Annotated in this window: 10 protein-coding genes; 2 read left to right on the top strand and 8 right to left on the bottom strand. The window is 65.9% G+C overall.

Features of this window, described 5'->3' with window-relative positions; all coding sequences use genetic code 11:
• Positions 1-27 precede the first annotated feature (27 nt).
• The gene (gene galE / locus ACPDIT_RS04835) at positions 28-999 is read right to left on the bottom strand and encodes a UDP-glucose 4-epimerase GalE (protein ID WP_423442041.1); all 972 of its coding nucleotides are present in this window, start codon (positions 997-999) and stop codon (positions 28-30) included.
• A gap of 264 nt (positions 1,000-1,263) precedes the next feature.
• Here galE and infA point away from each other — a divergent pair, with 264 nt between their 5' ends.
• Complete coding sequence (gene infA / locus ACPDIT_RS04830) at positions 1,264-1,482, top strand: translation initiation factor IF-1 (RefSeq protein ID WP_423442040.1); 219 nt, start codon at positions 1,264-1,266, stop codon at positions 1,480-1,482.
• Between the two features lie 95 nt (positions 1,483-1,577).
• On the opposite strand, the gene ACPDIT_RS04825 is transcribed toward infA, so the two are convergent.
• The 3 genes from ACPDIT_RS04825 to ACPDIT_RS04815 form a co-directional block, all read right to left on the bottom strand.
• Positions 1,578-5,303, bottom strand: a complete 3,726-nt coding sequence (locus ACPDIT_RS04825; protein WP_423442039.1) for a PAS domain S-box protein — start codon at positions 5,301-5,303, stop codon at positions 1,578-1,580.
• Positions 5,304-5,455: 152 nt separating this feature from the next.
• Complete coding sequence (locus tag ACPDIT_RS04820) at positions 5,456-5,872, bottom strand: response regulator (RefSeq protein ID WP_423442038.1); 417 nt, start codon at positions 5,870-5,872, stop codon at positions 5,456-5,458.
• A gap of 158 nt (positions 5,873-6,030) precedes the next feature.
• Entirely contained in the window at positions 6,031-7,098 is a 1,068-nt protein-coding gene (locus ACPDIT_RS04815; RefSeq protein ID WP_423442037.1) for a sensor histidine kinase, read from the bottom strand.
• 482 nt (positions 7,099-7,580) lie between these two features.
• Here ACPDIT_RS04815 and ACPDIT_RS04810 point away from each other — a divergent pair, with 482 nt between their 5' ends.
• Positions 7,581-8,234: a hypothetical protein gene (locus ACPDIT_RS04810; RefSeq protein ID WP_423442036.1), complete on the top strand. Its 654-nt coding sequence runs from the start codon at positions 7,581-7,583 to the stop codon at positions 8,232-8,234.
• 21 nt (positions 8,235-8,255) lie between these two features.
• Here the strand turns inward: ACPDIT_RS04810 and ACPDIT_RS04805 are convergent, their stop codons facing one another.
• The 4 genes from ACPDIT_RS04805 to ACPDIT_RS04790 all read right to left on the bottom strand — a co-directional run bounded on the left by ACPDIT_RS04805 (position 8,256) and on the right by ACPDIT_RS04790 (position 11,729).
• Positions 8,256-9,104 carry a glycosyltransferase family 2 protein gene (locus tag ACPDIT_RS04805; RefSeq protein ID WP_423442035.1) on the bottom strand — a complete coding sequence of 283 codons (849 nt, stop codon included), beginning with the start codon at positions 9,102-9,104 and terminating at the stop codon, positions 8,256-8,258.
• A 70-nt stretch (positions 9,105-9,174) separates the two neighbouring features.
• Positions 9,175-9,678 (bottom strand): acyltransferase, encoded by a 504-nt coding sequence (locus ACPDIT_RS04800; protein ID WP_423442034.1) that lies wholly within the window; start codon positions 9,676-9,678, stop codon positions 9,175-9,177.
• A gap of 274 nt (positions 9,679-9,952) precedes the next feature.
• Positions 9,953-10,882 (bottom strand): alkaline phosphatase family protein, encoded by a 930-nt coding sequence (locus ACPDIT_RS04795; protein ID WP_423442033.1) that lies wholly within the window; start codon positions 10,880-10,882, stop codon positions 9,953-9,955.
• 487 nt (positions 10,883-11,369) lie between these two features.
• The gene (locus ACPDIT_RS04790) at positions 11,370-11,729 is read right to left on the bottom strand and encodes a DUF167 domain-containing protein (protein WP_423442032.1); all 360 of its coding nucleotides are present in this window, start codon (positions 11,727-11,729) and stop codon (positions 11,370-11,372) included.
• Between the last annotated feature and the right edge of the window lie 231 nt (positions 11,730-11,960).

The following is an 11,960-nucleotide window of genomic DNA, read 5'->3' as shown; positions in this document are numbered from 1 at the left end:
CCACCGAACGCCCCGGGCCCGGCAGGTTCAATCCGGATAACCTTCGGGATGTTTCTGGTGCCAGGCCCAGGCGGTGGCCACGATGTCTTCCAGTTTGGGGAAGCGCGGCTTCCAACCGAGTTCGCGCATGGCCTTCTGAGCGGAGGCGACCAGCCGGGGCGGATCGCCCGGGCGCCGCGGCCGCGCAAGGGCGGGAATGCGGCGCCCCGTGACCCGTTCGCAGGTGGCGATGACTTCGCGGACCGAATAACCGTCGCCGTTGCCCAGGTTGTAAAAGCCGCAAATGCCGGGCTGCAGGGCCAGGAGATGGGCCTCCACCAGGTCCACGACGTGGATGTAATCGCGAATGCAGGTCCCGTCGGGGGTGGGATAATCGGTGCCGTAGATTTCGACATGAGGTTGCTGGCCAAGGGCCACCTTCAGCACGTTGGGGATGAGATGGGTTTCGGGCCGGTGATCCTCCCCGTGTTGCTCGGTGGCCCCGGCGGCGTTGAAGTAGCGAAAGGCGACGAACTCCAGGCCGTGGATTCGGTGGTACCAGAGAAGGATGCGCTCGAACATGAGCTTGGCCTCGCCGTAGGGATTCACCGGCCTTTGCGGCGTTTCCTCGGTGATGGGGACCTGCTCCGGCAAGCCGTAGGTGGCGGCCGTGGAGCTGAAGATGAACTTGCGCACGCCGCAGGCCCGGGCGGCTTCCAAGAACTCCAGGCTGCAAGCGACATTGTTGCGAAAATACCTGCCGGGGTGCTGCATGGACTCGCCCACCAAAATGTCGCCCGCAAAATGGAGCACAGCCTCGGGCTGCACCCGCTGGAAGGCGGCCGCGATGTGCCCCGGTTCGAAGGGCTGCCCGTGAATGAAGCCGGCGCGGGGATCGACGGCAGAACGGTGGCCCCGGGCCAGGCTGTCGTACACGGTCACTTCGTGGCCGCGATCGCAAAGCAGTTCGGTGCAGACCGAGCCGATGTACCCTGCGCCTCCTGTGACCAGAATTCGCATGGGCGGCAAGCTATGCACGGGCCGCCTGTGGCTCAACGCAAAACGGGTCATACGACCGGCCGGGTCTACCCAGGTCCACAGGGAAGCTCCGCGGGCGGCGCGCCCCCGACATGCAGACCGGCCGGGGTGCAGGCCCTGGTTCCCGCCCCCCGGTCGCGAACGGCGATTGAAGGCTTCAGAACACGGCCACGGCGCCAAGGCGCGGAAAAGGGATTGCCTTCTGACGCGGTCCATGGCACGTAAAGATCGGACTGCACCAACGTCATGGCGAAAGAGGAACCGATCGAGCTGACCGGAGTGGTGACGCAGGTTTTGCCGGGCACGATGTTTCGCGTCGCCCTGCCCAACGGGCACGAGGTGCTGGCGCACATCTCCGGCAAGATGCGGAAGAACTTTATCCGCATCAGCGTGGGCGACAAGGTCAGCGTGGAGATGTCGCCCTACGACTTGAACAAGGCACGGATCACGTACCGGCATCCCTGAAAGCAGGGGACTGACCGGAGAGCTGGCAAGGGGCCCCGCGGGCGGGCAGGCGCGCGGGGCATGTTTTTTCCATTGTGGGATTCCGCAGCGCGGCTTCAGGGCTCGTCGAGGACGCGCCGCACCAGGTGGAGGAGTTCGTCGGGGGCAAACGGCTTGGAGAGGAAGGCCTGGCCGGGCTCCAGTTCCAAAACCCGGCCGGCCAGATCCTGGCTGTACCCGCTGACCAGGATGACCTTCAGGTCGGGACGCTCCTGCTGGAGCTGGCGGGCCAGTTCCCGACCGTTCATGGAGCCGGGCATGACCAAATCGGTGAGCAAAAGCTGGACGGAGGAGCCCCGTTGGGTCCACAGGCGGAGGGCTTCTGCGGCGTCCCCGGCTTCCCAGACGCGGTAACCGTGACGTTCCAGGGCGGCACGGGCGATCTGGCGCAGACGCTCGTCGTCTTCCACCAGCAGGATGGTTTCCGAGCCGCCCCGGGGTTTGGGGCGGACGGGGAGAGACTCGTGCGCTTTTGCTTCGGCATGGAGGGGCAGGTAAATCTCGAACGTGGTACCCTGGCCGGGCGTGCTCTGGACTTCGATCCATCCGCGGTGCTGCTCCACAATGCCGTACACCGTGGCCAGGCCCAGGCCGGTCCCTTTGCCGGGCTCCTTGGTGGTGAAGAAGGGCTCGAAGATGTGAGGGAGAACTTCCGGCGGGATGCCGCAGCCGGTGTCCTGGACGCGGAGCCTCGCATACGGACCGGGACCTGTGCCCGGGTGCAGGGCGGCCCGGGATTCGTCCACGAGGACCTCGCTGGTTTCGATCATCAGTTGGCCGCCGCGGGGCAGGGCGTCGCGTGCGTTGACGGCGAGGTTCATCAGGACCTGATCCAGCATGCCGGGGTCGGCGCGCAGCCAGAGCGGGCCGGGATGGAGGACCAGTTGAAGACGGATGTCTTCGCCAATGATCCGCTGCAACATTTTGGCCATGCCGGCCACGGTCTCGTTGAGGTCGAGCAGGCGCGGCTGCAGGACTTCACGGCGGCTGAAGAGTAGAAGTTGGCGGGTGAGATTGGCGGCACGTTCGGCAGCGGCATGGATTTGGTGAAGCCCCTCCCGGAGGTGGGCGGGCAATTCTTCCGTATCGGTCAGCAGCTCGGTCTGCATGAGGATCGCCGTCAGAATGTTGTTGAAATCGTGGGCCACGCCGCCGGCCAGGCGACCGATCGCCTCCATTTTTTGGGACTGCCGCAGTTGTTCCTCCAGTTGGTACTCCCGAGTGATGTCGCGCGTGACACCGATGAATCGATCCAATTCGCCCGTGGGGCTGTAGACGCGGTAGATCCGCGATCGGACCCAGCGCAGTTGGCCGTCGGGCCGCACAATGCGGTATGCCACGTCGTACGGATCCTGGGCCGGGGGCGAGAGGGTCGTCTGGCGGACGCGTTCCTGGTCGTCGGGATGGACGTACCGGAGCCAGGCGTTGGGATCCTCGAACAAGGTCTCCGGAGGTAAACCCCAGATCTTGGCAAAGGCGGGGCTCACATAGAGAAACTGGTGAGACCGCGCGGCCCTGATCCAAAAAAAGTCCTCCACCGTGGCGGCCAGTTGGCGGAAGCGTTCTTCACTGGACGCCAGGCGTGCCTCTGCTTCGCGGCGGGCCTGCTCGCGCTCGATGGTTTCGAGGGCGAACCCGAGGTCTTGCGCCAGCTCGTTCAGCAGTTGAACTTCCTCCGCATCGAAAAAGTCCTCCGTGGCGGCATACAAATGGAACACGCCCCGAGGCCGGCCGGAGACCGGAAGCGGGAAGGCGCCCATGGCGCGATAGCCTCGGGACAGGGCGGCCTCGCGCCAGGGAGCGGCCCGGGGATCCGTGGCGATCCGGTTGCAGACCGCGTGGCTGCCGGTGGTGTAAGCGGCCTCGGACAGAGCACACCCGAGGCCGGGATCTTCGAAGATTTCCTTGACGAGGGCCAGGGTGTCCGGGCCGGCCCCGGCACTGGCCACCACCCGCGGCCGTTGTCCGGGGTCATCCGCCACCGCAATGCAGGCCATGACAAAACCTCCGACGTCCACCGCGATGCGACAGGCGCCCTCGAGCAACGCCTGTCGGTCGCGTTCCCGCACGATGAGCTGGTTGATCTGACTCAGGACAGCGTAGGTGCGGTTGAGCCGGACCACGCGGGCTTCGGCCTCTTTGCGTTCGGTGATGTCCTGGGACGCGCCGTAAATCCGAATGACCCGGGCGCCACTGTCATCGAATACGGGCTCCGCGTAATCGCGCATCCAGCGGATCTGACCCGCGGGTGTGACCCAGCGCATTTCGCAGACATCGCGCTGGCCGCTGATCACCTTGCGGGCATGGGCCAGGGCGATCGGGAGGTCTTCCGGATGAACGAGGCTCTGCCAACCACCCCGGGCGTCGATCTCCGGAATGGTGAGCCCGAAAGCCTTGACGAACGAGTCCGTGACCCACTCGCCGCGGAGGGTGCCATCGGGCAGAACGCGAAAAATGTAGGCGTAATCCGAAACCAGGTTGGCGATAATTCGGTTGCGCGTTTCGCTTTCGCGCAACGCCTCCTCGGCCTGTTTGCGTTCGGTGATGTCGAAAGCGGTGCCAATGGCGGCGGGCCGCCCCTCCCACGTGACCTGCCCGGCGGTGAAGTCGATCCAGCGTTCGGTGCCGTCCTTGCGAAGGATCTTGAATTCGTAGCGGGCGGGCACCGCCTCGCCGCGTTGCCGGGCCGGCCCGCGCTGTCGGACCAGGTCGCGGTGCTCGGGATGGACGACCTCCCAGAACCGCATGGACAGCAGTTCCGGGGCGGTGCGTCCGGTAATGGCGCAGGTGGCGGGGTTGACGTAACAGAAATACTCGCCCGAGTACACGAAAATGGCGGTGCTGGTGGTTTCGGCCAGGCGGCGAAAGCGTTCCTCGCTCTGTTGGAGGGCGTCGAACAGCTCTAGCGTTTCGGTGATGTCTTCGAGCACGTTGACCGCGCCCACGGCGCGGCCGGCTTCGTCCAGGAGAGGGGCGGCGTGGGCCAGCGCGGTCCGGCGGGAACCGTCAGGTCGTTCAATGAGGACCACGCCGCCGTGGACCGTCCGCGCTTCCCGGAGGCAAACGGCCGTCCAGTTCTCTGCGGCGGGTACGGGGGTACCATCCGGGTGCAGCCATCGGGACGAGCCACAAAACCGGTCGGCGGGATCGAGCAATCGGGGTTCACGCCCGAGCAACGCGCGGGCCTGCAGGTTGTAGTAGGTCAGAAGTCCCTCGGCATTGCACGTGTAAGCCGCGGTGGGCAGCAGGTCCAGGATGCGTCGGAGATGTTCGCTGGCCAGGGTCAATTCCCGGTTGAGCTTCTCCAGCTCTGTGCGTTTCTGCTCGAGCTTGCGGATGAGAGCTTCGGCGTGCCGTGCGCTCAGACGGGTCCCCTCTTCGGCGCGGGGCAGGGCCACCGGCAGGGCCTTGCGGGCGGCCTGTTCCATGACCTGGCGCAGTCGGGCCAGGAAGGGCTCCGGCTCGGCCGGCTTGATAATGAAGGCATCGGCGCCCAGGTCCCGAACCAACCGTTCGTCCTCCGGATTCGTGTAGGTGGCCGTGTAAACCACAAAGGGAATGCGTTGCAACCGGGGATCGGTTTTCCATTCCCGGAGCAGGGCGAAGCCGTCCATCACCGGCATGAGCAGGTCGGAGATGACCAGGTCGGGCGGATGCTGTCGGGCTTTCCCCAGAGCCTCGGCCCCGTCTCGCGCTTCTTCCACTTCGTAGCCTTGACCGGCCAGGAGGGTGCGGAGCAAGTAGAGGTTGTCCGGATTGTCATCCACCACCAGCACGCGCATAGGCCAAGAGGAACCGGAGGGTTTGATTCGGCCCGAGGGCGTCGGGAACCGCCGGGCTCGGGGCAGGCTCCGACACCGGGTCCGGGAACCCGGGCAAGATGAGTCGGGGCCGTCGCGTGGACCGCACCCCGATTTCGAGCTTGTTCGAGCGCTCAGTCATCTGTGGAGGAAAAGGAGTTGGAGTCGGAGCAGCCGCCCGCCGCGGGCGGACGCTGCAGGCAGGCCTCGAGCTGCGACACGAACGTGTGCGGGTTGATCGGTTTCTCGATGTACCCGGTGCATCCGGCCGCCAACGCCTTCTCGCAGTCGCCGGGCATGGCGTAGGAAGTCACGGCGACGATCGGGGTCCTGGCAAGTCCCGGCAACTGCCGCAATGCCCGTGCCACTTCATAACCATCCATGCCGGGCAATTGAATGTCCAAGAGAACCAGATCGAACGATTCAACCCGGGCCTGACCAATGCCCGCAGGGCCGGTGGCAGCGTGGACGACCGTGTGCCCCGCCCGCTCCAGGAGATAAGTGGCCAGGTAACGATTGGCTTCGTTGTCTTCGATGAGGAGGATTTTCATGGGAGGTGGAGGTCGAGACCGCGGCCCGCGGTGGTCCGGGAGGGTGTTGGATTCCAGGCTGATTGGACCGGCAGCATGGGGTTCCGAGAGGAGGGTCCGTCCCATCCGGCCGGACTCTGCGGCTCGGACTTCGGGCCTTGGGCTGGGGTCGGTCATGCTCATGGACCCGGACTGGTTGAAGCGCCGTCGGACGCAACTGGAGCCGGGGCTTTCCCGTGCAAGGGGAGCACCACCGTGAAGGTGCTCCCTCGACCCGGTTGACTGTCCAGATGGATTTCTCCGCCCATCAACTCCGTCAGGCGTTTGCAGATGGCCAGACCCAAACCGGTCCCTTCCGCAGGCCTGGCCAGTCGTGTTTCCAACTGTTGGAAAGGTTGAAAGAGGACGGGCCGATCCTCGGCGGAGATCCCAATGCCGGTATCTCGGACCTGGAGCACAACCGCACGGCCGTCGTCCGAAAGACGAGCCGACAGGACCACCTCACCTTCCTGGGTGAACTTGATGGCATTGGACAGCAGGTTCAGCAGGATTTGCTCGACGCGGCGGGGATCCCCGGTGGCGGCGCCAATCTCGGGGCTCAGGGCAGCGCGCAACGCCAGCCCCTTGGCCTCGGCCTGGGGCCGCACCGAGGCCACCACACGTTCGAGCAATTCACGCAAATCGTAGGGAAGGCAGCCGACCTTCAGTTCCCCGGCCTCGATCTTGGAAAGGTCCAACAGGTCATTGATCAGGTTCAGCAAATGCCGCGCGCTGGCCTGGACCAGCCCCAACTGCTTGCGTTGCTCCGGATTGAGGGGGCCGGGCAACTCCTGCAAGAGCACGCCGGTGAAACCCAGGATCGAATTGAGCGGGGTCCGCAGTTCATGCGACATGTGGGCGAGAAACGAGGATTTCAGGCGGTTGGCGGCTTCGGCACGCTCGAATTCCTGTTGCCAGGCGGCACTCAGTTCGCTCAATCGCAGCTCTCTTTCCCGTCCCCGGACGATTTCGCGCTGGAGCCAGACAAAGGCAAGGACCATGCAGCCGAGGCACAGCAGGAAGCCTGTCTGCACAAGCACAATCCACAGGGTGTGTTCGGGATGCCGCCGCAGCAGCCAAAGGCCGGCTCCGAGGGTCAGGATCAGGGCAAACGACGCCAACAGGAAACCCGCAGTCACACGCCGGCCGCGGGCCGGGGAGACCCCAGAACGGCGCAACTCGAGGGCGGGCGTCCGTTCAGGAACCATGATCGACAAGGCCACTGTAAGCCCGCAGGAGGCGAATGCAAGCCGCGACACGGGGCTCGGTGGCAGCGCGTGCGGGGCAGAACACAGGCGGCCCGCGCGGGAGAACGACGTCCGGTGAACCAGGCCGTTGCGGTTGGAGGCCGTTCGTGATCGCTTGGCGTGCATCTCCCCCGACCCGTCGCCTGCCCGTCGGAGCGCATACCTCTTCGGCGGGCAGAGGCTTTCCCCGGCCGTCGAGGACTCGAGAAACCGGCGGCCCGGTGGTTCAGGTCGGCTGCAGAGGGAAGGTCATCTGTCCCGGAAGCAAAAAAAAACGGGGCGGCGGCGTCCCTCCGGCCAATCCCGCAAGAAGCCCGGGTGGATCGGGGCCCGGGCACAATTCCGGCCGCGCCCGAAGATCCGGGCGCGAACGTCATGTCTGTCGGGGCGCAAGGATGGCGAAAAACCTTACGCGGCACGGCGCCGTGTCCCAGAATGCGGCCGTGGCAAGGATGTGGAAGCTGTTGATCGCGTTGCTGCTGCTGCCCGTGTGCGTGGGGGCTGGTCGGGCGTTGTGGCGCCTGCTCTGGGCCACCGGGAATGCGACCACGGTGTGGATGCCGTTGTTGTGCGGCGCGGCTTGCTGGTTGGTCGTGTTTCTCCTGCTGCCGAGGCCGATGTGGCTGTACGTGTTCGGTCACGAACTTACACACGCGCTGTGGGTCTGGTTGTTTGGCGGCCGGGTGAAACGGTTCCGCGTCAGCGCGCGCGGCGGCCAGGTGGTGGCCACCAAGATCAACTGGTGCATCGCGCTGGCGCCGTACTTCTTTCCGGTTTATGCGGTGCTGGTGCTGGTCGTTTTTGGGATTGGCCACCTGTTGTGGGGGTGGGGCCGTCATCCGGAGTGGCTACATTTGTTTCTGGGCGCCGCCTACGCGTTTCATGTGACGTTGACGTGGGAGGCGTTGAAGACGGAGCAGACGGACATTACGCGGCAGGGCTGGTTGTTTTCGGCGGTGATCATTTATTTGGGCAACGTGCTGGTGCTGCTGGTGGGGTTGCCTTTGCTGACGGCCAGGGTGTCCCTGGGCACGGTGCTGGCGTGGTGGCTGGAGGAGACGGCCTCGGTGTGGCGTTGGTTGAGCCGGGTGTTTTGAAGAGGAATGCAGCCTTGGGCCTCAACGACGGCCGGCGGGCCAGTGACCGAGGGGATCGGAGACGTACTGCGACTGCCGCCGGTCCGGGCTTTCCAGGGTATAGATGGCAAACGTGAACGGTTCCTGTCGGTAACTGCCGCGACGCCAACGGCGCAGGCGGTGAAGCAGGACCCAGAGCGGGGCCAGCGCTCGCATCCACCGCGGGGCGGATTGCCGGAGTCGACGCCATTCGGCGCGAGCCGCCGCTTGGCGGCTGAGGTTGGTGCCGGTCCAAGTGAACGCGGCGACGAACCGGTCCAGAACGGCCATCGGCACCTTGGCGCGCAGAAGGCGCACCATCCATTCCCCGTCGCCGCCGTATCGCCAGGAGGGATCGAGCCACAGCCCGCCCGGTTCCAACAAGCGGCGCCGAAAGAACATGCCGCAACTGTAGGTGGTGAGATGACAGGTCCAGGTATGGGGCAGCCAGGGGATCTCGACCTTCCGATGGAACAGGTAGCGGCCGTGGACGTCCACCATGACGACATGCCCGAAGATTACGTCCACCTCTGGATGGGCCTCGAAGAATCGGGCCACGGCGGCGAGAGTGCCGGGCAAATACTGTTCGTCAGCGTTCAGCCAGGCACAGATGTCTCCAGTGGCACGGCGCAGGCCCCGGTTGATCGCATCGTACATGCCCTGGTCGCGCTCCACGTAAAGGTGAACCCGCGGGTCGTGCCGCAACCAATCCAGGGTGCCATCATCGGAGTCCGCGTCCTGAATGATGTGTTCCAGGGACACCCCCTGGTCCGCCACGGAGGCAATGCAAAGCCGCAGCCAGGGCCCGGGCCGGTAGCTGGGAGTGACGATGGAAAACCGGAGGGCGCTCATGCGCGAGGGGACGCGATGCGGATGGGTCTCATGCGCCCGGGGCGTTGGCCCGCTCCGCCGGGGGAGGGGCTCAAGGAACCGTGTCGGGCACCGGTCGCAACACGCGCGCGGGGTTGCCGGCGACGATGGTTCGCGGCGGGACATCCCGGGTGACCACGCTGCCGGCACCGACGATGGCGCCCTCCCCGATGGTGACTCCGCACAAAATCGTGGCGCCGCTGCCGATGGAGGCGCGGCGGCAGACCCGCGTGGGAATCACCTGCCAGTCCTTCTCCGATTGCGGCGTGCCGTCCGGGTTGGCGGCCCTGGGAAAACGATCGTTGATGAACACAACCCCGTGCCCGATGAAACATTCGTCCTCGATGACCACGCCCTCGCAGATGAAGGTGTGGCTGGAGATCTTGCACCGGGCCCCGATGCGCGCGTTTTTCTGGATTTCGACGAACGTCCCGATGCGGGTCTCGTCCCCGATCTCGCATCCATACAGGTTGACGAAACCGTAGATCTTGACGTTGCGCCCCAGTTTGACGTCGGGAGCGATCCGACTGAATTCGGGCATGGAAGGAGTGCTCATGGCCGTTCGGGAAGCAGCATTCGGAGGGGAACCCCGCATGCAGAGGGAGATCGGGCCGCGCCACGGCCCTGCGGCGCGCCGATGGGGCGGGCCGGAGCCGTAAACATTTCTGCGGCACGGATCGGATGCGGGCTGCCGGTCATGTCGGGCTCGAGTGTTACCGGCGCCCACCGGCGCGGCAACCGGAAATGCAGGCAATGCAGTCTGCGCCGACCGGGCCGCCCCGCGCATGCTCCACGGCTCGACGCCGCGACCCAAGCGCGCCCGGCGGGGCTCATCGGAACGCAGCCTTCACCGGCCGGCCATCGAGCGGCTCGAGCGGCGTCACGTCCAACAACCACAAGGCCGTGGCCGCAGTGTCACAGGTGTTGATCGGGATGTTGAGCTGCGTACCACTGCGCACATCCCGCCCCCACGCCAGCCAGGGGATCTGCACATCCGCCGGCGTGCCCTTGGAGTGGCCCTTTTCGTGTCCGCCGTGGTCGGCGGTGACGAGGACCACGGTTCGGGAGCGAAGGCCCGCCTGCCGCAGCCCTTTCAGGATCGTGCCCAGCGCGGCGTCCACCTCCTGCAGACTTCGACGCTGTTCCGGAGATCCCCAGCCGTACTGGTGGCCAATCACGTCCGGGTCGGCCAGGTGCACGAAGCAGAGGTTGGGTTGGCGCCGACGCAGGTAGTCTGCGGCTCGGGCGGCAACAGCCCGGGCACGGTTTTTGCGGTCCCGATCCGAGTACGCGTTGTCCTCTTCGCACGCAGCCTCGTGGCTGCTGGCGTTGCCGGCAAAATCGAAATGGTCCACGGTGCCGGGTTGGAGCAGATGATGAAACTTGATCTTGCCCACGAACATGGCGGTGCTCAGCCCGGCTTTCTTGGCCGCGGCAAAGATGGTGGGCACCCGCACCACCCCGTTCGTCGGTCGCCAGTCGTTCCACGTGATCTTGTGCCGGCCCGGTGTCACACCGGTGAGCATGGAGGTGTGCGAGGGCAGGGTGACCGACGGGCGAATGGTTTCCGCTTCCCAGCTGACGGCCCCTTCCCGGGCCAGTTGCTGGAGGGTGGGCATGGACGTGTCCCGGATCACCCACGGAGCCGCACCATCCATGCTGATGATCACCACGTGTTCGACGCGCGGGGCGGCCGCGGCGCAAAACGCCGCAGCAAGCACCCCAAGGAGCCAGAGGAACGACCAACCCTTGGTTCTCATGACGCGCGCAATTTCCGGAAAAAAGCGGCCCCCGGCAAGTGAAGCTTTCGTGACGAAATCGCCCGGGGCCGGAGTCCCGACGGTCCGCGCTGAAACGAGGATCCTCGGCATCGAGGCTGTGGCTCCTCGCGCGCCGCGCTGACACGGGAGGCAGCAAGAAGCAGCCCGGTTCGCACCCGGGAACGCAAGGCCACGAAACTCTGCGGCCGGGGACAGGCAACCGACCGGGCCAGGCCGGGGGCATTTCACTCGCCGGGCGGGCTGACGCGGGCCCACGCCGTGAGAGCCCTTGACCGACAATTTGAATCTGCGACTCCCTGCCGCCCAGAATCACGACCGCATCCTGCAGCGGCGGCCGGTTGCGCAAGAGCCGCCCACGGCCGCAAGGCCGCGACCGCACGGAAACGACACGGCCTGGTCAATCGACTTCCGCACGGGGCACGCGAGGCGCGGTCGCGGGCATCTCGGCTCGCCGCTGCGCATTCTTTCACTCCGACCCAAGACCCAGCCGGGCCGCGACTTCTTCCGGGGCGAGATCGCAAATCATCACGACCTTTTGCCGGGCGTGGTGGCCGCGGTGCAGCAGCACCTGTCGGAGCGGAATCTGCAGCGTTTCCGCCAGCATCCGGCACAGGGCACGGTTGGCCTCCTCGTCCACCGGCGGTGCCGTCACGCGGATGACGAGGTGCGCCCCACGGAGTTCACCGATGTCATTTCGTGCCGCCCGGGGCAGGAGTTTCACCTGTAACAGCGTGCCGCGCGCGCAGCCCTGCACACAGCACGGCAGGCGGGAGGCAGTCGGTGAGGATTTCTCCGGAGAGCCTCCGGAACGAGTGTCTTTGGTCATGATTGCACGCACCCATCTGAACACCGTCCGGCCCGTTTTTCCACCCCGGGGCCAGGGAAAAGCGCGCCGGGCCGGATCCCTCGAGCGCCGAAGATGCGCGGGCGACCTCGGCCTGGCAAGGGCGCGCGAGCGCTCCGGACCAGGCGAATTTGTCCCTTCCCCCCGACCCCCGGCACGGATTGCGGTGAACCGCTGACCACAGGGGCGAATCGACGAGCGAGGGAACGGGGG

Source organism: Limisphaera sp. VF-2, assembly GCF_049537125.1.
Taxonomy (GTDB): domain Bacteria; phylum Verrucomicrobiota; class Verrucomicrobiia; order Limisphaerales; family Limisphaeraceae; genus Limisphaera.
This window is presented reverse-complemented; position numbering and strand designations above follow the sequence as displayed.

Excerpts from the sequence above, each read along its gene's own strand:
- galE (WP_423442041.1), bottom strand. The coding sequence starts at position 999 with ATGCGAATTCTGGTCACAGGAGGCGCAGGGTACATCGGCTCGGTCTGC.
- infA (WP_423442040.1), top strand. The coding sequence starts at position 1,264 with ATGGCGAAAGAGGAACCGATCGAGCTGACCGGAGTGGTGACGCAGGTT.
- ACPDIT_RS04825 (WP_423442039.1), bottom strand. The coding sequence starts at position 5,303 with ATGCGCGTGCTGGTGGTGGATGACAATCCGGACAACCTCTACTTGCTC.
- ACPDIT_RS04820 (WP_423442038.1), bottom strand. The coding sequence starts at position 5,872 with ATGAAAATCCTCCTCATCGAAGACAACGAAGCCAATCGTTACCTGGCC.
- ACPDIT_RS04815 (WP_423442037.1), bottom strand. The coding sequence starts at position 7,098 with ATGGTTCCTGAACGGACGCCCGCCCTCGAGTTGCGCCGTTCTGGGGTC.
- ACPDIT_RS04805 (WP_423442035.1), bottom strand. The coding sequence starts at position 9,104 with ATGAGCGCCCTCCGGTTTTCCATCGTCACTCCCAGCTACCGGCCCGGG.
- ACPDIT_RS04800 (WP_423442034.1), bottom strand. The coding sequence starts at position 9,678 with ATGAGCACTCCTTCCATGCCCGAATTCAGTCGGATCGCTCCCGACGTC.
- ACPDIT_RS04795 (WP_423442033.1), bottom strand. The coding sequence starts at position 10,882 with ATGAGAACCAAGGGTTGGTCGTTCCTCTGGCTCCTTGGGGTGCTTGCT.
- ACPDIT_RS04790 (WP_423442032.1), bottom strand. The coding sequence starts at position 11,729 with ATGACCAAAGACACTCGTTCCGGAGGCTCTCCGGAGAAATCCTCACCG.